The sequence below is a fragment of the Runella sp. R0.1_18 genome (assembly GCF_057652155.1).
Map to the genome: position 1 here is coordinate 19,204 of NZ_JBYFCK010000005.1, position 21,871 is coordinate 41,074.

Annotated in this window: 19 protein-coding genes; 4 read left to right on the top strand and 15 right to left on the bottom strand. The window is 44.1% G+C overall.

The genetic code is table 11. From position 1 onward, the window contains the following. Positions 1-88 precede the first annotated feature (88 nt). From AC23P2_RS10530 to AC23P2_RS10580, 11 genes are all read right to left on the bottom strand, one after another. Positions 89-559 carry a hypothetical protein gene (locus AC23P2_RS10530; protein WP_487773152.1) on the bottom strand — a complete coding sequence of 157 codons (471 nt, stop codon included), beginning with the start codon at positions 557-559 and terminating at the stop codon, positions 89-91. Between the two features lie 241 nt (positions 560-800). Beyond that, entirely contained in the window at positions 801-1,361 is a 561-nt protein-coding gene (pth, locus tag AC23P2_RS10535; RefSeq protein ID WP_028521881.1) for an aminoacyl-tRNA hydrolase, read from the bottom strand. Between the two features lie 32 nt (positions 1,362-1,393). After that, the gene (locus AC23P2_RS10540; protein WP_487773153.1) at positions 1,394-2,182 is read right to left on the bottom strand and encodes a LytR/AlgR family response regulator transcription factor; all 789 of its coding nucleotides are present in this window, start codon (positions 2,180-2,182) and stop codon (positions 1,394-1,396) included. Positions 2,183-2,184: 2 nt separating this feature from the next. Next, a complete protein-coding gene (locus AC23P2_RS10545; protein ID WP_487773154.1) occupies positions 2,185-3,228 on the bottom strand; it encodes a sensor histidine kinase in 1,044 nt (347 codons plus the stop codon). A gap of 324 nt (positions 3,229-3,552) precedes the next feature. After that, a complete protein-coding gene (gene hslV / locus AC23P2_RS10550; protein WP_028521883.1) occupies positions 3,553-4,095 on the bottom strand; it encodes an ATP-dependent protease subunit HslV in 543 nt (180 codons plus the stop codon). A 111-nt stretch (positions 4,096-4,206) separates the two neighbouring features. After that, positions 4,207-5,844 carry a pyruvate dehydrogenase complex dihydrolipoamide acetyltransferase gene (locus tag AC23P2_RS10555; RefSeq protein WP_487773155.1) on the bottom strand — a complete coding sequence of 546 codons (1,638 nt, stop codon included), beginning with the start codon at positions 5,842-5,844 and terminating at the stop codon, positions 4,207-4,209. 91 nt (positions 5,845-5,935) lie between these two features. After that, positions 5,936-6,526 (bottom strand): Uma2 family endonuclease, encoded by a 591-nt coding sequence (locus AC23P2_RS10560; protein WP_487773156.1) that lies wholly within the window; start codon positions 6,524-6,526, stop codon positions 5,936-5,938. 21 nt (positions 6,527-6,547) lie between these two features. Next, the gene (gene lepA / locus AC23P2_RS10565) at positions 6,548-8,335 is read right to left on the bottom strand and encodes a translation elongation factor 4 (protein WP_487773157.1); all 1,788 of its coding nucleotides are present in this window, start codon (positions 8,333-8,335) and stop codon (positions 6,548-6,550) included. Between the two features lie 245 nt (positions 8,336-8,580). After that, positions 8,581-10,815, bottom strand: a complete 2,235-nt coding sequence (locus AC23P2_RS10570; RefSeq protein ID WP_487773158.1) for a DUF5916 domain-containing protein — start codon at positions 10,813-10,815, stop codon at positions 8,581-8,583. A 55-nt stretch (positions 10,816-10,870) separates the two neighbouring features. Then, positions 10,871-11,527 carry an NAD(P)-dependent oxidoreductase gene (locus AC23P2_RS10575; protein ID WP_487773159.1) on the bottom strand — a complete coding sequence of 219 codons (657 nt, stop codon included), beginning with the start codon at positions 11,525-11,527 and terminating at the stop codon, positions 10,871-10,873. A gap of 140 nt (positions 11,528-11,667) precedes the next feature. Further along, positions 11,668-12,003 carry a hypothetical protein gene (locus AC23P2_RS10580; RefSeq protein ID WP_487773160.1) on the bottom strand — a complete coding sequence of 112 codons (336 nt, stop codon included), beginning with the start codon at positions 12,001-12,003 and terminating at the stop codon, positions 11,668-11,670. A gap of 137 nt (positions 12,004-12,140) precedes the next feature. Between AC23P2_RS10580 and ade the strand changes: the two genes are divergently transcribed. Beyond that, on the top strand, positions 12,141-13,787 hold the full coding sequence (gene ade / locus AC23P2_RS10585; protein WP_487773161.1) for an adenine deaminase: 1,647 nt from the start codon (positions 12,141-12,143) through the stop codon (positions 13,785-13,787). Positions 13,788-13,880: 93 nt separating this feature from the next. Next, positions 13,881-14,462: an RNA polymerase sigma factor gene (locus AC23P2_RS10590; protein ID WP_028521893.1), complete on the top strand. Its 582-nt coding sequence runs from the start codon at positions 13,881-13,883 to the stop codon at positions 14,460-14,462. Between the two features lie 66 nt (positions 14,463-14,528). On the opposite strand, the gene AC23P2_RS10595 is transcribed toward AC23P2_RS10590, so the two are convergent. Next, positions 14,529-15,047 (bottom strand): N-acetyltransferase family protein, encoded by a 519-nt coding sequence (locus AC23P2_RS10595; RefSeq protein ID WP_487773162.1) that lies wholly within the window; start codon positions 15,045-15,047, stop codon positions 14,529-14,531. Between the two features lie 122 nt (positions 15,048-15,169). Between AC23P2_RS10595 and AC23P2_RS10600 the strand changes: the two genes are divergently transcribed. Further along, positions 15,170-16,432: a replication-associated recombination protein A gene (locus AC23P2_RS10600; RefSeq protein ID WP_487773163.1), complete on the top strand. Its 1,263-nt coding sequence runs from the start codon at positions 15,170-15,172 to the stop codon at positions 16,430-16,432. Here the strand turns inward: AC23P2_RS10600 and AC23P2_RS10605 are convergent. Continuing rightward, positions 16,429-17,184, bottom strand: a complete 756-nt coding sequence (locus tag AC23P2_RS10605) for an enoyl-CoA hydratase/isomerase family protein (RefSeq protein ID WP_487773164.1) — start codon at positions 17,182-17,184, stop codon at positions 16,429-16,431. The genes AC23P2_RS10600 and AC23P2_RS10605 overlap by 4 nt on opposite strands. A 9-nt stretch (positions 17,185-17,193) precedes the next feature. Then, on the bottom strand, positions 17,194-18,735 hold the full coding sequence (locus AC23P2_RS10610) for a DUF5723 family protein (RefSeq protein WP_487773165.1): 1,542 nt from the start codon (positions 18,733-18,735) through the stop codon (positions 17,194-17,196). Between the two features lie 240 nt (positions 18,736-18,975). Here AC23P2_RS10610 and AC23P2_RS10615 point away from each other — a divergent pair, with 240 nt between their 5' ends. Beyond that, positions 18,976-20,406 (top strand): circularly permuted type 2 ATP-grasp protein, encoded by a 1,431-nt coding sequence (locus AC23P2_RS10615; RefSeq protein WP_183971138.1) that lies wholly within the window; start codon positions 18,976-18,978, stop codon positions 20,404-20,406. A gap of 87 nt (positions 20,407-20,493) precedes the next feature. Here AC23P2_RS10615 and AC23P2_RS10620 read toward each other — a convergent pair whose 3' ends face one another. After that, positions 20,494-21,852 carry an amidohydrolase family protein gene (locus tag AC23P2_RS10620; protein ID WP_487773166.1) on the bottom strand — a complete coding sequence of 453 codons (1,359 nt, stop codon included), beginning with the start codon at positions 21,850-21,852 and terminating at the stop codon, positions 20,494-20,496. Positions 21,853-21,871 lie beyond the last annotated feature (19 nt).

Below are 21,871 nucleotides of genomic sequence, written 5' to 3' on the forward strand. Positions count from 1 at the left end.
CGGGGCTTTATACTGACTATTCCTAAACCCTTAACCTTTTCTACATGAAAAAACTAATATTGTTATCTATCAATTTTTCTCTTGTTCTTTAAAAACCATTGAGTGAGCTAATTTGTTCCCCTTGATTTTCAACTTCTTCGCTTTCCATGAGACTATTCCAGTCCAGCTTCCAGAGAAAATTGATGTTATGTGATGTCTTTTTTAAACTTTGCAACCAGTCTTTTGCATTTGTATCATTGCTAGTACTCAGCGAATGAATCATTAGACTAACTGCGTTTCTAAACTGCTTTTGCTTTTCAGCGTCAACATTCAAAAACTTAGACGGGGAGTTGTTGTAATAAGTCACAATTTCTACAAAAACTTTCCAATCTTCTTGTTCAACGAAAGGCGTGTACTGTTCATTGATGTACTGCTCGAATGCCTTTTGTTGCGCTTTCACCAGTGAAGTAACCTTCGGGCTGGCGTTTGTTTTGTTACTTTCTTTTGCGTTTGACTCGGTCGCTAAAAGTACAAATCCGAGTGCAATTGCAAATATAATTGAGTTAACCGCTGCTTTCATAATAAAGTTCAATTTTGCTCTTGCTCATTGAACGATACAAAGGTCGGGATAAATTTTTAATCTGCAAATTTTCATTTTTCACAAATTAAAATATTATTTCGACTAAACTTCTATAAATAAGGGTTTTAGGAACAGTATAAGTAAGATTTATGATTTTTGTCAGAATTTTATTTTGGTTAAAAAAATAAAATGTCGATAAAATTTTTTTTAACAAAAAAATAAAGTTCTTTAAAAAATACAATCATTGATTGAAATTATTCATCGTATTTTGTATTCCTAAAGTACAAAAACTGAGTACTGCGTCGCCAGCACGGTCCAAATCAATAAGTAGTTCTTCAAAACTATCTTCTGGAAAATTACTTAACACATACCTAACCTGCTGCCCGCGCGGAAAATCACTGCCTACTCCGAAGCGCATTCGGACGTATTCTTGCGTCCCCAACAATTCTTCAATGTTGCGCAAGCCATTGTGCCCCCCATTCGACCCTTTAGGTTTGATTCTTATTTTTCCTTGCGGCAATTGGATTTCGTCCGTAATTACCATTACGTTTTCCAAAGGCACTTTAAAGGCATCCATGTAGTAGCGCAGCGCCTTGCCACTGAGGTTCATGTAAGTGGTAGGCTTAATGAAGTAAATTTGACGGCCTTTATGTTTAAACTCAGCCGTGTAGGCCAATTTTTGCATGGTAAACTTAAAATCATGCTGCGCTGCCAGGCGATCGAGCACCATAAAACCAATATTATGCCGCGTAAGGGCATATTCTGGGCCTATATTTCCAAGGCCAACAATCAAATATTTCATAGTTTAGACTGAAAATAAAACGAAGGTAGTGACTACTTTTTAGAAGCGACAATTTTTTGTTGAAGGCCATTAAAAAAGGCTTCGCGGTAGGTATCTCCCAGTGGAATGTGCCCTTCGGCAACCATGATTTGATTACCATCAATACCCTGAATCTTAGCCAATGCCACAATGTACGACTTGTGCACCCGCAGAAAGTAAGGTTTCGGCAATCGCTCTTCAAGCTCTTTGATAGTAAGCAGGGTGACGATACGTTTTTCGTCGGTAAAAATCGAGACGTAGTTTCCTAGCCCTTCTACGTATCTTATTTCGGAAAGAACTACTTTAAGCAATTTTCCTTTGGTTTCGGTCTTCACAAAAATATAATCGTCGAGAAACGATGTAGCCGAAGGAGAAGCCGTCTTGGGTTGTTCTTCGGCTTCAAGTAAAGTTTGTGCTTTCTGAACTGCTTTCAAAAAACGTTCAAAACGCATGGGTTTCAACAAATAATCAACAATGTCTAAATCATACCCTTCGAGCGCATATTCGGGATAAGCGGTGCAAAGAATGACTTTCGTTCGCCCACCGAGAAGCTTTAGAAACTGAATCCCCGTAATTTCGGGCATGTGAATATCCAAAAATACCAAGTCAATCGGCTCTTTTTGAATCAACTGAAACGCTTCAATGGCATCAGTTGTCGCAGCGACAAGCTCTAAATTAGGTATTTTTTCTACGTAGCGTTTGATATTATCGAGTGCATGTTGCTCATCATCAACGGCAAGACAACGAATTGACATCGTAATTGGGGATTGGTCCGAACCACAAATGTACAGATTCTCACTCATTGTTAAACGTGATTTATGACCAAGTTAACCTCAAAATAATGCTTCGTATCGTTGATAGTTAGCTGGTGTGAATTAGGATAAACTAATTCTAACCTACGTCGTACGTTGTTTAGGCCAATGCCGCTTGAATGGTCTTTCGGGCCTTCCAACTTTCGGTTTTTCGCTGTAAACACCAACGAAGAATCAGGTGTTATTTGCAATTGAATTTGGATAGGTTCTTCAGCCTTGGTCTTTTTTCCGTGTTTAAAGGCATTCTCGACGAATGAAATAAGCACCAAAGGTAGAATGCGTTTGTTTGTTAAATTACCTTGTACCGTAAACTCAACGGCAAGATTATTCCCAAAACGAAGTTGATGAATCGTAATAAAATTATTAATATGGTTTACTTCTTTTTCCAGTGATACCAAGCCAGTTTCGTCTGTATCGTGCAAGCTGTATCGCATCATATCCGACAACAATAAGATGGCGTCCCCCAACGATTCTGAAAGTGGCACTGCCTGCGCGTGAAGGTAGCTGAGGGTATTATAAAGAAAGTGAGGATTAATCTGATTTTTCAGCGAGCTTAATTCGGCTACCAAAGCCATTTTTTCCAGCGTTTGGCGTTTCTTTTGTTCTTCAAAGTAATCCATCAAAATTCGATACCCAAATCCTACAATCATAAACACCATCGACGTACGAAGTAACCAAGGGAAGTAGTCTAAAAAACTACTTAGGTACTCGTCTGAAGGAGATCCAAAGAGCAGTTCAGTAACATAAGTACGGAAGAATGAAAAAACGGCTGTTACTGATATTTGTAACGCCAAAGAGCTCAGCAGCCATTTGGTTTTATTTCCAGAATAAGGGACTATTTTGAGCAGATACGCATAGCCATAGGTAACTCCTGTCACCAACACCATATGCAACACAAACCAATAGAAATAGTGCCACGTAAAGGTCTGCTCAAATCGCCCTTGCAGGTAATTGCTTATAGAGTCCTGTAGAAGCAGCAAGGCTCCCCAAAAAGTCCAAAAGAAAATGTGGTATTTGTATTTATGCCACTGGTTCATGTTGCTGTGAAATTCTTTTTAAGGCAAATATCGGTTACATAATCTTTATGACGTTGGTTTATTGGACGAATTTGGTCTTTGGGCTGACCAACGCGGAGTTTGTCCATGTGAAACTAAATCACATAAAGTTTGTATTTCAAACCGCGAATAGGGGTGTTTATCACTTTTTTTAGCAGAATATGCCACTAGACCCTACTTTTGAATCACCCAACAGCCATACAGCCATTTTTTTAAAACTTACAAGCCATGGAAACGACAAGCGCCCCGTCAACTCAATGACGGGGCGCTTTGTATAAATATAAAAGCTACTACAAATCCATTGGCTTAGTCGTTGACTTTCTCCACAACTAAATTATGGTTGGTATAAATACAGATGTCGGCAGCGATGTGTAAGCTTTCCCTTACCATTTCTTCGGCCGAAAGGTGCTGTGCATGTTTTTTGAGTGCCAAGGCCGCTGATTGCGCAAACATAGACCCAGACCCAATCGCAGCAACCTGATTATCGGGTTCCAAAACGTCGCCAGTACCTGAAATGACGAGCAACTCACCCTTTCCTGCGACAATCATCATGGCTTCCAAGCGGCGCAAATAGCGGTCGGTACGCCAATCTTTGGCTAATTCGATGGCAGCGCGTTTTAAGTTTCCACCGTAGGCATTGAGCTTTTCCTCAAAACGCTCCATTAAAGTAAACGCATCGGCCGTAGAGCCTGCAAAACCTGCAATGACTTTACCTCCTGCTAGGCTTCTTACTTTACGAACGTTGCTTTTTGCTACGGTATTTCCCATTGTAGCCTGTCCGTCGGCACCCACAACTACCTCACCGTTATGAATAATTCCCACTACTGTAGTGGCATGAATTGGTTGCATATTTTTAAAATTTGTTTTGACTGTTTATTCCTCATTTATGGAAGGAAATAACCCATAAAAAATCCCTCTCCCGACAATAACGCAGGAGAGGGATACTATGGTTTCAGAATGCTAAACCAACATTCCGAGTGGGTTTTCCAACAACTTCTTGAATGTTTGTAAGAAAGCAGAACCCGTAGCACCATCCACCACGCGGTGGTCACACGAAAGCGTTACTTTCATGATATTGGTAGGATAAATGCTACCGTCCTCTTTGAAAGCTGCTACTTTCTTGATACCTCCTACGGCCATGATACACGAATCTGGCGGGTTGATGATGGCCGTAAATTCGTCGATACCAAACATCCCTAAGTTAGAAATCGAGAATGTATTACCTTCCCAATCTTTCGGTTGTAGTTTTTTATCTTTCGCTTTTCCTGCCATGTCTTTCACTTCGCTTGCAATGACAGAAAGTGTTTTCTTATCAGCATCCCGAACCACAGGCACCAACAAGCCTTCGTCAACCGCTACTGCTACCCCAACGTTTACATAGTTGTATTTACGAATTTTGTCGCCCAACCATGCCGAGTTGATGGCAGGATGTTGTTTAAGTGCCAACGCTGCCGCCTTGATAACCATGTCATTGAACGACACTTTTACTGGGCTAACTTCATTGATTTTACCACGCAATTCCATCGCTTTATCCATGGTAATTTCCATGGTAAGGTAGAAGTGCGGAGCAGTAAATAGGCTCTCGCTCAAACGACGAGCAATCGTCTTACGCATTTGCGATACTGGAGTATCTTCGAAATCTCCAACCGCAGGGGCTGCCGCCACCGCTGGTGCAGCTGGTTGTGCTTTTGGTGCTACTGGCTGGCTGCTAACTGCTGGCTGCTGACTGCTAACCGCAGAAGCACCGTCAATATCTTTTTTCACGATACGACCGCCTTCTCCAGAACCTACGATTTGGCTCAAATCAACACCTTTATCTTTGGCAAGTGCTTTTGCCAACGGAGACGCTTTGATGCGTCCATCTCCGCTTGTAGCAGCGGCTGGAGCAGCAGTTGCCACTGGAGCAGAAGCCGCCGCCTCTGGTGCTGCTGGCGCAGGTGTACTAGCTGCTTGTGGGCTTAGAAGAGATTGATAATCAGCTCCTGCCTCACCAACAATAGCAATAATACCATCGACAGGTACGGCTTCGCCTTCTTTCACTCCTAAATAAAGAAGTGTTCCGTCTTCATAGTTTTCAAGTTCCATTGTTGCTTTGTCGGTTTCGACTTCGGCAATAATGTCACCCGACTTCACTACATCTCCTACTTTTTTCAACCATGCTACAAGCACCCCTTCGGTCATCGTATCCGACATTTTAGGCATTCGTACCACAGTTGCATTCACTGGAACTGCTGGTGCAGCTGCCGCAACAGGAGCAGGCGCTGCCGCTGGCGCAGCTACTTCTTGTGGAGCAGGCGCGGCTGGAGCTTCAGCGGGGGCAGGCGCAGTACCTCCACCCAACAATGCTTGATAGTCTTCGCCTGGAGCTCCAATAATGGCCAGAATACCATCAACGGGTACAGCCGCTCCTTTTTCTACGCCAATGTAAAGAAGTGTACCTTCTTGGTACGACTCCATATCCATGGTCGCTTTGTCAGTTTCTACTTCGGCGATAATATCACCTGATTTGATTACATCTCCTACTTTTTTGTGCCAAGCTGCAATGACCCCTTCGGTCATTGTATCAGACATTTTGGGCATTCGAATTACTTCAGCCATAGTGAGTGGGTATGAATAGGGAATCTTTTTCGTTAAATTTCAAGGGTCAAAATTAGTAGAATCACGCAAAAGTCGTCATCTTCTTTCAGAATTAGTTTGACTTTTGGGATTCAAAGTTTATTCCGCTGTATATTTCTTCCATTGGAATTTCGGCTTGGATGGAAGAAAATGTGACGGTTTGGTCGAGTTGTTCATAGACTCGGTATTCCCACGTCTTATCATCTACTTTGTAAAAGACTTCTACCAAAGGAAACCGTTGTTCAATCAACACATACTCCTGAAAACTAGCAATCTGGCGATACGTTTTAAATTTTTCTCCTCGATCATAAGATTCAGAACTTTCGGAAAGCACTTCTACAATCAGCACGGGGTTTTTAGCTGCCTCGGGATTTGCCTCGTAAAACTCCACAGGTCCACAAATGACGGACGCATCGGCATAGCGGTACTTTTCTTCGCTAATAGCAATCTTTAGGTCACTGTTGTATTCATTACACGGCTTCCGCCTCAAAGCCTGACGAAGTTCACCTGTTACGTTAGTACTTATTCGGCTGTGCTCGGTAGTTCCTCCTGCCATTGCAAACACCTCTCCTCCATCGTACTGGTACTTAATGCCCGTTTGGCGTTCCAGTTCGAGGTATTCTGCGATAGTGTAGTAGTAGTGGTTATCCTCTGGCAATCCCATAATAAAGTGTGTTTAAAATCATTAATTGATCTTCAACACCGCCATAAATGCTTCTTGAGGAATCTCTACGCTGCCCACTTGACGCATTCGTTTCTTTCCTTTTTTCTGTTTTTCCAACAATTTACGTTTACGCGAAATATCCCCACCGTAACATTTTGCCAATACGTCTTTCCGCATGGCTTTGACGGTTTCACGGGCGATGATTTTTTGACCAATTGCCGCTTGAATCGCAATTTCAAACATTTGGCGCGGAATCAGCTCGCGCAATTTTTCGCAAAGTTTTTTACCCCATTCATAAGCCTTCGTACGGTGAACAATGGCCGAAAGTGCATCCACTCCGTCGCCGTTGAGCATCACGTCCAGCTTAATCATGTCTGACTCGCGGTAGTCGAGCAATTCATAGTCAAGGGACGCATAGCCGCGAGAAATGGTTTTCAATTTATCAAAGAAATCAAAAACTACCTCAGCCAACGGCATTTCAAAAATCAATTCAACGCGCTCGGCCGTCAGGTAATTTTGGTTTTTTAATAAACCGCGTTTATCCATACACAGCTTTAAAATAGGGCCAATGTATTCCGACTTCGTGATGATTTGGGCCTTAATAAATGGTTCTTCTATCCACGAAATATACGTCGGCTCAGGCATTTCGGAAGGAGCACTTACTTCTAACTCCGCACCTTTGGTCGTCACTACCTTAAACTTCACAGAAGGGACGGTGGTAATAACCGTCATATCAAACTCACGTTCCAAACGCTCCTGGACAATCTCCATGTGGAGCATTCCCAAAAACCCACAACGGAAACCAAAACCTAGGGCCGCCGATGTTTCGGGTTCCCACACCAAGGCTGCGTCGTTGAGCTGGAGTTTTTCCATTGCTTCGCGCATTTCTTCAAACTCACTGGTTTCGACGGGGTATAATCCCGCAAATACCATTGGTTTTACTTCCTCAAAACCTTTGATGGCTTCTTTAGATGGCTTTTCGGTATGGGTAATGGTATCCCCTACTTTTACTTCTTTGGCTACTTTAATTCCCGAAATCAAATAACCTACGTCGCCACATTCAATGACGTCTTTCGGCTCTTTTTCGAGGCGAAGCGTTCCAATTTCGTCGGCGTTGTACTCTTTACCCGTAGCCACAAATTTTACTTTGTCACCTTTACGGATGCTTCCGTTCTGAACACGGAAAATTACTTCAATCCCACGATATGAGTTAAAGACCGAGTCAAAAATCAAGGCTTGGAGTTCTGAATCTGGATTTCCTGACGGTGCAGGCACTCGCTCTACAATGGCATTTAGAATATCTTCAATCCCAATACCCGCTTTTCCTGACGCTGGAATAATGTCATTACGGTCGCAGGCGAGGAGGTCTTCCATCTCGTCTTTTACCTCTTCGGGCATTGCCCCTGGGAGGTCGATTTTATTCAATACAGGAATGATGACCAACCCTTGGTTCATGGCCAAGTAAAGGTTAGAGATCGTCTGCGCTTCTACGCCTTGCGAAGCATCCACCAAAAGCAGCGCACCTTCGCAGGCCGCAATCGAGCGCGATACTTCGTAGCTAAAATCAACGTGGCCTGGTGTATCAATGAGGTTTAAGGTATATTTTTCCCCTTTATACATGTAGTCCATCTGGATGGCGTGGCTCTTGATGGTGATACCCCGTTCCCGTTCCAAGTCCATATCATCTAACAGCTGGGCCTGCATCTGACGGTCAGTAACCGTTTTGGTAAACTCCAACAAGCGGTCGGCTAAAGTACTTTTGCCGTGGTCAATGTGGGCAATAATGCAAAAATTACGAATATTCTTCATTCAAAATGTCGTTATACTAGCTTACCAATAGGCAATTGGTTTGCAAAATTACGTTAGATTCGTCGAATAACAGCGGGTTAGAGGGGATTGTTTAACGGTAGTCTTCTTTCAGAGGGCTTTCAGCTTATTTTTTGGCCATAAAAACACTAGATAACCACATAGCTCACATAGATTTATCACATAGAAAATAAAGCTGTTCTCTCTATTTTCTATGTGTCTATTTTAATGTGTCCTATGTGTTAACACTACAAATTAAACCAATACGTCAATTTCGCTTGAATAGAACGGTTTCTTGACTCTCCGTTGGTTGTGTTGTAATTGTCGATATAGACCAAGAAGAAATCAGACACAGGCGCAAACCGCCACTGAAAACGAGTGTTGATGTTCATGTTTTCAAACTGACTGTTATACTGCAAAAAAGTCGTCAAAAATACCTTTTTGGAGAAAGTCCAATCCAACCGTGGTCCAATTAAAAACACATTATTTTCTCCGATGGGTAAATTGATTCGGTTATACGTAAAATTCATTGCCAACGCAATGTAAGGCTGATAACGGTAATTGAGCGAACCTGCCAAACTCACAATCGTACCGTCGTAGTACTGGCCAATCAGCGGTTGGGCAAACAACCACCATTTTTTACGCTGGTCAGAAAAGTAATTCAACGAAGCATTGTAGTACGTATAACTTCCCCCCTGTTTCAACGACGGCAATTTTCCGTTACTTCGTAAAGCATCAAAATCTGAGAAAAGGTAGGTATAGTTTTGATTTAACGATAAGAGCATTCGTGCAGAACTCTGAAACGACATCGACAAAAATGGCCCCGCCGTACGGTCGGTTATCCCGATATTGGGCATGGAGTACTGCTCCAACGCCACTCCGACACTGTACCGATTGACCAAACGCGTGCGGGGGTAAAACGAAAATCCGAGCGTTGGATTAATACGCAAGAAGTCTTTTCGTGGAACAAAACCTACTTCAGCGTCATAACCTTTTCCGACCCAATCGTGCGCCCAACGGAAAGTGTATTTCAGCACACTGTACATCAGCGAAAACCCGTTGGCAAACGCCTCCTTTTGTTTGTTTTCGCTGAAAGATTGATGATAGTACGCTTTGCCTTGCCAACGGCTGTCTCGCGAAGTGAAATTATATTCTAACCCTCCCACGCGGTTAAAACTCGACAAATTTCTCCCCATTTCTGGGTGCAACGTTTGTTTATTGACAAAAATCGCGGCAATGTTAGAGCGGCTAAACACCTTCCGCTGCACCGACGCCACGGCAAAGTTTGCGCCCGAAATCCCCTTAAATTCATCGTCGGCCGTTTGGGCATTCAGCAAACCTATGCGCCAGTTGTCATCCAATTTCCCGCTCAAACGTGCTCCATATACAATACGATTCGGCACGCCCAAGCCTGTCGTTGAATCTTTGGCAATGCCTATTTGGCGCGAGAAAAAGGGACTTAAAATCTGATTTCCTGCACCGCCTAAATTCCCCTGTGGGGGCAAAAATGGGTTGATGACATAGCTTCCAAAGCCCGAAAACAAATCGGAATTTTCGAGAAAAAACTGGCGCTGTTCGGGGAGATTTATATCAAAACGAGTGAGATTAATTATCTGACGGTCAGCTTCGACATTGGAAAAGTCTGGGTTGACCGTCAAATCTAAATTCAGTCCCGACGTCACAGCGATTTTAGCGTCCCCACCCACGTTAAAACGGGTACCATTGTTGGGATTATTTCGATTGACAAAATCCTGCGAATTGCCCGTCGCAATGTACGGAATCAACGAAATGTTTGCTCCCGTTTTGCGCAGAGGTTTTTCAAAAACAATGGGAATAGAATACCCCAAATTCATAATCAATTGATTTTGGGGTATTTGAACTACTGTACTTTGCTCATTGATTTGGGTATCAAAACGGTAGCTTTTGAATAACCACTGAGTCGTTCCTTCTTTAAAACGCAAAGTCGTAAACGGAATTGCTACTTCGGTCGTCCAGTAGTTGTCATAAATCTTCGACTCCGCCGTCCATTTGTTGTCCCAAAACTCGCTGAAGAACGTATTGTCGGTAGCTCCATTGTACAGCAATGCCTCCCGCATGACGCCCAACGGATTGGTGCCAAACAGAAAGGCATTGGTACGGTCGTTGAAGGTATCAAAAATAAAACTCACATTGTCGTTGCTGCCTGCCCGATAATCCCGACGGTACGACAAAACCACGTAGTTTTTATGCTGCGCGTGGCATTTGGCACTGACGTAGATGTTTTTGTCATCAAACGTCAATTTCACTTCGGTTTTGTAAACAGCTTTGAGCGTATCGGCAGGAAAATACTGCCAAAAGGTTCCAATCGTAGGAATGGCCGCCCACGTTTGTTCATCAAGCACACCGTCTATTTTTATTTTTTCATTGGTAAACTTGACTTGATAAGGCGGCGCAGTTTGGGCAAAAGTAAAAAGGGGCAAGCATAACAACAGTAAAAGTCTCATCGATACGCAAAACGGTTTAGGTTAACAGAAGGCGCTTAACAAGCTACAAAATTACTCATACTGAGCCAATAAACGGAGCTTTTTGCCAATATGTGTGGTCATTGAGTTGTGCTATCAGAAAGCACGCCAAATCGGTTGTGCTAATTTTTTCACCCAGCATGTCTTCTGTACTTATTAAAACCTCTTTTCGACTATCCGTCAGCTCGATAAGTGGAAGCCGAACCAATGTCCACTGCACTTCACTGTCACTCAAAATCTCATATTCTCGTTGTTTATCGGCGGTAGAAAGCGGGAAATTGGTTCTCATCCATTCGGTTGAGAACTGCGTTTTAGCACTTTTTTTGTCGAAAGGGGTATCTACGTTCAATCCTGTAGTCACAATATACCGTTCGATGTTGCACTCATTCATCGCACTAAGTATGTTTTGCGTAGATTGACTAAAGATTGTAGGTTCACTGTTAGGGATACCTAAACCCAACGTACTTATCACCGCATCGCAGCCTTGAATCAACCGACGCACGACTTCATAATCTCGGACATTGCCATCCAAAATTTTAACAGCAGGATGGCTGTAAAACAAAGGTAAGTCTCTTGAAGAAGCATCACGAATCAATAGCTTCAAACGAAAGCCTTGTCGAAGCAGTTCTTGTACTAAATAAGCGCCTGATTTACCTGTGCCGCCTATCACGGCAATAATTGGGGAAGAATTCATAAAAAGTCTTTGTAAAAATTGAAAAATAAGAAAACAGTCAGTCGTTATTTCATCGACTGAGAAGGATGGGAATACTCAGAAGCCACCCAAGTTTCGCGTATTTTTACAAAGAGATTTTAATAGACCAAAGATAGGTTATCCTACAAATACTTCCAAAACGCCCACGCTTTTCGTGTTTTTAGGTAGGTCAAATTTTGGTCATTGGCATAGGCTTCGCGCTCAAAACAAATGTTTCGATAAGCTCGGTAGCGGTGCCGATAAACGATAAGGCGCACTAGGTATTCCAAAATATACCAAACATAAAACAAAAGCAGCCCCATCTCCGCCTGTTGCCTCAAATGAATCCGCTCGTGGTTAATAAGCCACGCAGGAGGATTTTGTTTCTTAAAAAAGACCCACGGAAAAAATGTCAGTCCACCTACCCAAAGAAAGGGGACATGCACCGAAATCATGGGTAAACGCGGTCGTTTTAGCATGAAATTGTCAAAAATTTGATTTCTTTTAATGAAAAATCTAATTTTAGCACTCTTTGGCGAAAAGTTAGGAGTTTCTGGCACAAATCACAAAATCGTCGTTTCTCCCTTTGACCAAACCATTAACCTTTACAAGCCCCATGCGATTTACTGCCAACCTCCTCAATGTGTTTGATCACATCATTTCTTATGCCGAAATCGACGTTGAAGACACCCGCATCGTCAACATTTCTATTCTCGGAGGAGAACGAGTAGGTGCTCCCTACGTACTACCTGGTTTTATTGATGCCCACGTACATATCGAAAGTTCGATGCTGACACCCGCCCAATTTGCCCGACTGGCAGTGGTACACGGCACAGTGGGAACAGTTTCTGACCCGCACGAAATTGGGAATGTATTGGGCGTAAAAGGCGTCGAATACATGATTGAAGACAGCCAAAGAGTTCCCTTTAAGTTTTGCTTTGGTGCGCCGTCGTGCGTACCTGCGACCACTTTCGAGACCGCAGGCGCCACCATTTCCGTCAAAGAAGTTCGACAATTGTTGGCATTAAAGGAGATTGGTTATTTGGCCGAAATGATGAATTTCCCTGGGGTGCTTAACGAAGACCCTGATGTAATGATGAAGATTCAGTGGGCCAATGCCTTCAACAAACCCATCGACGGCCATGCACCTGGGCTTCGAGGAGAGGCAGCAAAAAAATACATTGAAACGGGCATCACCACCGATCACGAGTGTTTTACCTACGAAGAAGCGTTTGAAAAAATCCAGCTTGGACTCGAATACGTCTTGATTCGAGAAGGAAGTGCTGCCAAAAACTTTGAAGCGCTTATTCCACTGATGGCACAATATTCTTCCCGATTGATGTTTTGCTCGGACGACAAGCATCCTGATAACCTGGTCGATGGTCACATCAATCAACTGGTGAAGCGCGCTTTAGCCAAGGGCTACAAGCTTTTCGATGTTTTGCGGGCTGCTTGTGTCAATCCTGTGTTGCATTATCGCCTGCCCGTGGGGTTGCTTCGAGAAGGCGATTCGGCGGACTTTATCATCGTGGATAACCTGCATGATTTTACCATTCTCGAAACTTACATCAATGGCGAAAAAGTAGCTGACCGTGGCACGTCTCTCTTGCCTGATTTACGCAGTCCAATCGTCAATCAGTTTGATTGTCAGCCTTGCCAAGCATCCGACTTGGCCATTCCAGCTCCCAGTACTTTTCTTGCTTTGAAAGTCATTGAAGCCCTAGATGGTCAATTAATCACCAACCTGCTTGAGGTACCCGCCCGCGTCGAAGCGGGTTACATTGTTTCAGACACCGAGCGCGATATTCTCAAAATCGCCGTCATAAATCGTTATCAACCTGCTCCTGTTGCGATTGGTTTTATTAAAAATTTTGGCCTCACCAACGGCGCATTGGCCTCGTCGGTAGCGCACGATTCACACAATATTATTGCGGTGGGGTGTGACGACGAAAGCCTTGCCAAAGCCATCAATTTGGTGATTGAAGCCCATGGTGGCGTCAGTGCTGTAGGTGGTGAAGGAAGTGGTCATATTTTATCGCTGCCAATTGCAGGATTAATGTCGGATAAAGACGGCTACGAAGTCGCAAATCAATATACAGCGCTAGATTCTTTTGTTAAGCAAACATTAAATTCGACGCTGGCGTCCCCTTTTATGACATTATCTTTTATGGGGCTACTTGTAATTCCTTCTCTGAAAATGAGCGATTTAGGATTATTTGATGGGAGTACATTTCAATTCACCAAATTATATTCTGAAAATTAAATGTAAAAAAAACACTTTTTATTTTGCAACTTAATATAAAGAAAATTACATTTGGGCTGTGATTGTTTCAAAACCCCAAACCCCTCCACCCAAATGCCCCGGTTTCATCTAACTACTCAGGAAGAGGTAACTCTTTGGAATCAGTTTCGTCAAGACGACGAGGCAGCGTTTGCAAAACTTTATCAATGTTACGTTCAGCTTTTGTACAACTATTGTACGCAATTTAGTGTCGATAAAGCTTTGATTAAAGATTGTATTCACGATTTGTTTGTAGAACTTTGGCAACACCGTCACACGCTTGGTGACACCACATCGGTTCGTTATTATTTGATGGCTTCGATTAAACGTAAATTGGTTCGCCATCTCAATGCTCAACAGAAAAACACGAGCAGCGAAGAAATTCCTTTGGAGTACCACCACCTTTACACTGCTTCGGCGGAGTCGTACGTAATTGCTCAAGAAGAGTATTTACAAACCAACCGCAACCTCAACGAAGCGATGGAACGCCTCCCACGCCGTCAGCGCGAGGCTATTTTCTTGAAGTTTTATGTCAATATGACCAACGAAGAAATTTCAAACTTCATGAAAATCAATATCCAGTCGGTGTATAACTTGGTTTTTGGCGCTTTGACAAGCATGAAGAAGCAATTATCGGCTGAACACGTAATTGTTTAAGAATATATTACTATTCCGACACCTTAATCTTACGCCCGCAACTGAGTTGCGGGCTTTTTTTATCTATTAAAATTCAAAGGTATCCCACACAAATCGACAAGCCTTTACAGTACTTCCCCCTGGCATTACTTCAGTGAGTATTGCTTGGTTTACGCCCCCTACTTTCTCGTAAAAACCTCGTGCAGGAAGATTGTCTTCCAACACTTTAAGATAAATCTTCGGCTGATGATAGACTTCAAGGCTCCACTCATAGACTTTCCGCATCAACTTCCTTCCAACCCCTCTCCCTTTCAACTCAGGCGCCGCGTGTAGGTTATCAATAAATGTACCGAAAGGGTCGGTTGAGCTACCATAAGCACACACAAATCCCATGGCTTTGTCTTGGTCATCTACACACAAAATAATGCGCTGGTTTTCGGCAGGATGTTCAATCCGCTCAGTCCAAACCTTGATACGATCGGCTGTTACATGGTTATCGAGGTAATCGTCCGATAACATGCCTCGGTACGTTGTTTTCCAACTCGCCGCGTGAAGGTGAGCAATTGTCTCAATATCGTTGGTAGTAGCAATACGAAAATGCGCCATAAAATGTAGAATGTTATAGTTTCAAAGATACATCCTAGAAAGTATTTTGGGAATAGTAAAAAAGGAAAACTGCGCGAAAAGGCACAAAGGTTTGTATTTTTGCCCCACTAATAACAGCAACCATGCAAGCACCCCTCCCCGAACGTATGCGCCCGCGCACCCTTGAAGATTTCATCGGTCAGCCTCGACTTTTAGGCCGCAATGGCGCACTCAAGCGAGCCCTTGAAAACAACCTTATTCCCTCCATGATTTTGTGGGGACCACCAGGGGTAGGTAAAACAACATTGGCACTGCTCATTGCCGAAACTACCAAACGGGTTTTTCATTCCCTGAGTGCGATTAGTTCGGGGGTAAAAGAACTACGTGAAGTGTTATCACGGCCGTCAGGATTATTCCCTCCGATTGTATTTATTGATGAAATTCATCGCTACAATAAAAGTCAGCAAGACGCTTTGCTGGGTGCAGTAGAAAAAGGCCAGATTACGCTCATTGGAGCTACGACCGAAAATCCGTCGTTTGAAATCAACTCCGCCTTGTTATCGCGTTGTCAGGTGTATATTTTAGAAGGCTTGGGGCAAGAAGAACTCATCAAAATGCTCCACCAAGCCGCCGAAAAGGACGAAATTTTAAAAACAAAAACCATTCAATTTGATTCTTACGACGCCTTACTTCGTTTGTCGGGAGGAGACGGCCGTAAGCTGCTTAATTTGTTAGAACTGGTGGTTAATGCGCATTTCCACGAAAACCCAATCGTGATTAACGACGATACTGTGACGGAGGTGGCGCAGCAAAATTTGGCACGATACGACAAGTCAGGCGAACAGCACTACGATATCATTTCGGCTTTTATTAAATCCATGCGCGGCAGCGACCCCAATGCAGCGCTATACTGGATGGCACGCATGATTCACGCGGGCGAAGATCCCGTGTTTATTGCCCGACGGATGTTGATTTTGGCATCGGAAGACATCGGTAATGCCAACCCTACCGCCATGATCATGGCCAATGCCTGCGTAGATGCCGTAAAAGCGATTGGTTTCCCCGAATCACGCATTATTTTATCCCAAGTAGTAGTGTATTTGGCGACCTCACCCAAAAGTAATGCTAGTTATGTGGCCATTAACGAAGCCTTAGAATTGGCCGAAAAAACGGCGCATTTACCTGTTCCACTGCACCTGCGCAATGCACCTACCAAGTTGATGAAAGAAATTGGCTACGGTAAAAACTACAAATACGCACACAATTACGAAGGCAATTTTACGCCTTTGGACTTTTTGCCTGATGAATTGAAAGGAACAAAGCTCTACGAACCTGGCCAAAATGCCCGCGAAAACGAAATCAGAAAAAGCCTGCAAAAATGGTGGGGGGATTGGTACGGTTATTAAGCCTTAAATTGGGCAATGGCGGCGCGCGTTTGTTCCGATAACACCAATCGGCCACTCATGGCTGCACGTTCGTAAAGCAACGTGCTCCAGTGCTCAGTTCCTTCCCAAAACACCTTTTTAAGCTGTCGAAGCGCATCGGGGTTATAACTTGCCAGCTGACGGGCTAAGGTAGCCACAGTATCGTCCAGCGCTTCGATGGATTCGTACACCTCGGCGTACAGCCCTTTTTCTTTAGCCCAAATTGCGGAATAAAAGGTAGGCGCATTGAGGGTCATTTGTGAAAAAGCCGCCATACCGATTTTTCTTTCGATGGCTGGCCCTACGACAAAAGGCCCAATGCCAATTAGTAATTCGCTCAAACGTACGGCGGCGTGTTGGGTTGCCAAACAATAGTCAGTGACAGCGGCAAGTCCTACGCCTCCGCCGACGGCTTTGCCTTGCACGCGCCCAATCACGATGGCGGAGCTTTGCCGACAAGCATTTATAACATTGGCAAAACCCGAAAAAAAAGCCAACCCTTGTTCTTCGGTTTCGATAGAAGCTAGTTCTTCAAAACTTGCTCCCGCACAAAAGGTACGCTCTCCTCCACTTTTTAGCACAATCACTTTGGTTCGCTCGTCTTCTCCCACTTCCGAAATAGTAGCAGCCAAACGTTGGAGAAGCGCACTTGGCATTGAGTTTTGGGCAGGATGAAAAAACGTAATAGTGGCAATTCCTTCGGCGGAATGTTCGGCGGTAACGTAGGCTTCCATGTTATTAGATTAGCGTTTGCGCTTTAAGAGTTTCTCGTAGGGTGGAAACCAACATTTGATGGCTTCTTTGGGTTTTCGATGGAAGATAGGCGCAAAAAGCCCGAAATAAAAATCGGCTCCCTGTGGTTTTCCAATGCCAAAAAGTCCCGTAAAATGATCTGTCCCAACAATAATAGGCCCTATCCTAGCGGCTAAACCTACCGCAACGGCGCGGTAGTTATCATATAGACTCACGGGGGCAGAGACTTCAATCCAACGCGTTTCGTACCTTGGGGTTACGGCTAAAACTGACTGTGGTCTAATGTTCATGTAGTTTTTTCCCCTCAACCCTTGAACCCAAATGGCATTCACGTACCAAGGGCCACTGTGGTGGTAATCAAAGCTGACATTGGCCGCTAGCGGAAGACCAACTTTAAAAGCACGAGGTGCATCGTCTGGATTTACCGACAGTGAGCGATTGACAGCAGCCACCGCAAGCGGTGTTGTGTTGGCCATATTAAATTCTGTATAAGAAAATTCATCTCTAACCTTTTGGACATCTATTTCCCTTGTATAATTCAGGTTTTTATAGTTAAGCCGCCCTATATCCGTAATCGCTGCCGAAATCCTAAACTTATACTTGTTTTTGTTTGGGTCGGGCTCTTTGCCTCTCTTGGGAACTTTCCGCGTATATTCATTAAACTCAGGGCGATATTCATACACCGCCCCCAAATCAGCCCCCCAGCTTCCTCCCGCCGACGCATTACCAAACAGAAATTTAGGGCTAAGACCAATGTTATCAAAAGCAGCCCCTGTGGTATAGCCATAGGTTGCATCGAGGTTCTGAACAATAATAAACTCCCTCTCGCGGTTTAAACTCTCCACCGCGATTCGGTGGTCGGTATTTCTTACATCCGCGTGGACGTTATAAACCCCCACCAACCTTTTTACAGTTGCGCCTACTTTCAAAAAATGTTCATCATAATCAGCCACCACTGCCCCCAGCGTCATCCCCATTTCCAGAAATCCATTGGTATTTAATTGGGCTTGTTGGTTACGAAAGTCTTTGCTTTGAAGGTCTTTATTATCAGTACCAAATCGAATCACCCGTGCGGTTTCTTCCGTGACATCCGTTAGGCTCATGGCATATCTCCCACGACTGATTAGACCAATGGCAAAACGATTGTTATTAAAAGAATACAGCAATGACGGGCCGCGTAAATCCCCCCCCGCGTGTAAATGTTTACGCTCCCCGTTGAGGCGTTCTTGGTAATATTCTTCTTTCCAAATAATTGCCCCCCGCTCACTTCGGTATTTTTTAGGAACGGTATTGGTCATGATTCCGAACATGGAATACGGAGCAGCCCAACGGATGTAATTATTAGCCAAGAAAATATCGTTCCCCACCAAATTGATGTACAACTTATGTCGCGAATCGGCGGCGTGCGCTGGATTGAGAAAAAGGGCGTTGGTTCCTGCATAGTTACTCGACGAAATTCCAAGCCAATGTTGTGCCCGCCCCTGAACACAAATAAGCAATCCAACAACAATCATCCAAAAGCGATTCGACATTTTAGCAGCAGTAAAGTAGGTGTTGTAAAAGTAAGGGCTCTAAAGTAACAATGTACTTATTTAAAGTAAAAACTTAACGGCAAAATACTATACAAAGTACGGCATAATCCAATAATTTCCGAAACTTGTCCATTAATACTAACCAAAAGAACAAATTACCACAGAAAATTTGGTAAAATCTCTACTTTATCCATATCTTGTTCGGCAAAACAAATAACTCACCAACGATTTTTCACCATTATGCAATTTTCATTCAAAAACTATGATACCGAAAAGTTCTATGATGAGATGTTTACCCCTGATGGCAAAGTACGCCCTGGGTACGAAGCATTTAAGCAACGTGTAGAGCAGCTCAACAATACAGAACTCGCTAACCGTCAGCACACTGCGGAGCGCGCACTGATGTCGATGGGAATTACTTTTAACGTGTATTCGGAAGGTGAAGGAACTGAACGCATCATGCCCTTGGACATTATTCCAAGGGTAGTAACGGGCGACGAGTGGAACCGCATGGAAAAAGGTCTTATTCAACGCATTACGGCGCTTAATCTTTTTATTGACGATATTTACAACGATCAAAAGATTTTAAAAGATGGCGTTGTTCCCCGCGATTTAATTGAGACGTCTAAGTGTTATCTGGAAGCTTGCAAAGGCTTAAAACCACCCAAAGGCATTTGGTGCCACATCACAGGAACCGACCTTATCCGTGGCGATGATGGTCAGTTTATGGTACTCGAAGACAACCTTCGCTGCCCGTCGGGGGTGTCGTACATGCTCGAAAACCGCGAGCTTTCTAAGCAGATTTTCCCCGAAGTACTCGCTCGTACGGGTGTCCGTCCTGTGTCTGATTACCCTGCGCGTTTGTTTGAGATGCTGAAATTCATTGCCGACCGTCCCGACCCGAACATTGTGGTGCTCACGCCTGGGATTTATAACTCTGCGTATTTTGAGCACTCATATTTGGCACAACAAATGGGGGTTGAGCTCGTTGACGCCCGCGATTTAGTCGTTTCGGGTGGTTACGTAAAAATGCGCACCACGCGTGGTTTTGAAATCGTGGATGTAATTTACCGTCGCCTCGACGACACCTTCCTCGACCCACAAGTATTTAACCCGCACTCACTGCTAGGGATTCCTGGCATTTTTGATGTCTATAAAAAAGGGCGAGTTGCATTGGCCAATGCCCCAGGAACAGGCGTGGCCGACGATAAGGTAATTTATGCCTACGTGCCGCGCATCATTAAGTACTACTTAGACCAAGAAGCGATTATTCCTAACGTGCGCACCTACATCTGTCGCGAAGACGATGATCTTAAATACGTGCTTGAAAACGTAGAAAATCTAGTTATTAAAGAAGCCAACGAAGCGGGTGGCTACGGGATGCTGATTGGCCCTAAAGCTACGAAAGAAGAACACGAGATTTTCCGCCAAAAAATCAAAGAAAATCCGCGCAATTATATTGCTCAACCCGTGATTTCGCTTTCTCGCGTGCCTTGTTTCTTGGACGACCACGCCGAAGGCCGCCACGTTGATTTACGTCCTTACATTTTGTACGGCGATGGTATCAACGTTATTCCAGGTGGACTAACGCGCGTTGCTTTACGCAAAGGCTCCCTCGTCGTTAACTCTTCGCAAGGAGGAGGTGGAAAAGACACGTGGGTCACTTATTAGAATGACAAAAAATAAATGTCGAGTGCAGAATGCAGAGTGTCGAATATTAAACTCGATATTTTGCATTCTGCACTCGACATTCAAAATTTATTTTAACTCATACTTATCGGTGTATTTGCGGTATTGGCGTTTGTGGCGGTCGTCGAGGTCAATTTTGCGCCCGCGAATGAAGGCATGGTCAATGCCGTTTGAGCGCATGTCCAAAATATCCCCTTTACAGACGACCAAGGTCGCTAGTTTTCCTTTTTCAATTGTGCCCACAACGTTATCAATTCCCAACAGTTTGGCAGGAGTTGACGTAATCATTTTTAGGGCTTCTTCTGAAGATATTCCCCCAAATCCTGCGGCTGTTCCCGCCGTAAAAGGAAGGTTACGTGTCCGCCAATAGGCTTCGCCATAACTCAAAGCTACCGTTACACCCGCTTTTTGAAGCATCGCAGGCAAACGATACGGCTGATACACAGGTTCATCTTGACGCGTAGGCAAACGGTGCGTTTCACCCAAAACAACAGCAACGCCATTTTCTTTCAAAAACTCCGCCACCCGCAAGGCATCCTCTGCTCCAATGATGATGATTTTCTTCACGCCTTGCTGTTTGGCAAACTTCACTGACTCTACAATGTCTTTGCTATTATCAGCACGGATGTACAAGTTCTGGCGTCCATCAAAAAGACCACGCAACGCCTCTAATTTGAGGTTGGTAATGGCTGGGTTTTTGATTTGGCTATATGCACGAGCATCAGAGAAAAGCTCTGCCAGCGAGTTTATAACCTCTTGACGGCGCGTGTTACGCTGGAGATTTACCGAAAAATCATCAAAGTTAAACTCACGGGCAAAGAACGCAGGCCACGTTAGCCAAAGCCCATCGTCTTTTTTGAGCACGGCATCTTCCCAGTTCCAACCGTCTAGTTCCATCACCGATGAAGAACCTGAAAGCGTACCGCCTTGGGGCGTCGCTTGGGTCAATAGCAATCCATTGTTACGCAACGTAGGAATCACTTCTGAGTCGGTGTTGTACGCAATTAAGGCCCTCACGTTCGGAGTAATGTTCCCTATTTCTTGATTATCGACCGTGGCTCTCACCGATGAAATTTCGACCAAACCCGTTGTTGAGCCCATCGCAATAAGACCTGGGTACAAGTGTTTACCTGTGACGTCAACTACTTCAGTTTTTGATTTATCAAACGCTGTACTGGCATCGCCCACGGCGGTAAGTACCCCTTTGTCAAACACCACCACGCCCTTTTCAATCACCGTTCCGTTGCCTACGTGAACAGTCCCTCCGACCAGCGCCATTGGCTTAGATTGCGGCTTGGCGGGAGCAGGGTTCTGAGCGTTAGCACTGAGAGATAATAAGCTAAAAAGTACGGGAGCAGAAGCTCCAAAAACGACCTCAGCCAAACGCCTGATGGTCGTTGTTTTTGTTTTATTTATGGAAACAATCATGGATATTTCTTTTTAATCA

Coding starts and splice junctions, on each gene's coding strand:
- AC23P2_RS10555 (WP_487773155.1), bottom strand. CDS start 5,844: ATGGCTGAAGTAATTCGAATGCCCAAAATGTCTGATACAATGACCGAA.
- pth (WP_028521881.1), bottom strand. CDS start 1,361: ATGAAATATTTGATTGTTGGCCTTGGAAATATAGGCCCAGAATATGCC.
- AC23P2_RS10545 (WP_487773154.1), bottom strand. CDS start 3,228: ATGAACCAGTGGCATAAATACAAATACCACATTTTCTTTTGGACTTTT.
- AC23P2_RS10610 (WP_487773165.1), bottom strand. CDS start 18,735: ATGTCGAATCGCTTTTGGATGATTGTTGTTGGATTGCTTATTTGTGTT.
- AC23P2_RS10530 (WP_487773152.1), bottom strand. CDS start 559: ATGAAAGCAGCGGTTAACTCAATTATATTTGCAATTGCACTCGGATTT.
- AC23P2_RS10540 (WP_487773153.1), bottom strand. CDS start 2,182: ATGAGTGAGAATCTGTACATTTGTGGTTCGGACCAATCCCCAATTACG.
- AC23P2_RS10590 (WP_028521893.1), top strand. CDS start 13,881: ATGCCCCGGTTTCATCTAACTACTCAGGAAGAGGTAACTCTTTGGAAT.
- AC23P2_RS10600 (WP_487773163.1), top strand. CDS start 15,170: ATGCAAGCACCCCTCCCCGAACGTATGCGCCCGCGCACCCTTGAAGAT.
- AC23P2_RS10595 (WP_487773162.1), bottom strand. CDS start 15,047: ATGGCGCATTTTCGTATTGCTACTACCAACGATATTGAGACAATTGCT.
- hslV (WP_028521883.1), bottom strand. CDS start 4,095: ATGCAACCAATTCATGCCACTACAGTAGTGGGAATTATTCATAACGGT.
- lepA (WP_487773157.1), bottom strand. CDS start 8,335: ATGAAGAATATTCGTAATTTTTGCATTATTGCCCACATTGACCACGGC.
- AC23P2_RS10560 (WP_487773156.1), bottom strand. CDS start 6,526: ATGGGATTGCCAGAGGATAACCACTACTACTACACTATCGCAGAATAC.
- AC23P2_RS10605 (WP_487773164.1), bottom strand. CDS start 17,184: ATGGAAGCCTACGTTACCGCCGAACATTCCGCCGAAGGAATTGCCACT.
- AC23P2_RS10570 (WP_487773158.1), bottom strand. CDS start 10,815: ATGAGACTTTTACTGTTGTTATGCTTGCCCCTTTTTACTTTTGCCCAA.
- AC23P2_RS10575 (WP_487773159.1), bottom strand. CDS start 11,527: ATGAATTCTTCCCCAATTATTGCCGTGATAGGCGGCACAGGTAAATCA.
- AC23P2_RS10620 (WP_487773166.1), bottom strand. CDS start 21,852: ATGATTGTTTCCATAAATAAAACAAAAACAACGACCATCAGGCGTTTG.
- ade (WP_487773161.1), top strand. CDS start 12,141: ATGCGATTTACTGCCAACCTCCTCAATGTGTTTGATCACATCATTTCT.
- AC23P2_RS10615 (WP_183971138.1), top strand. CDS start 18,976: ATGCAATTTTCATTCAAAAACTATGATACCGAAAAGTTCTATGATGAG.
- AC23P2_RS10580 (WP_487773160.1), bottom strand. CDS start 12,003: ATGCTAAAACGACCGCGTTTACCCATGATTTCGGTGCATGTCCCCTTT.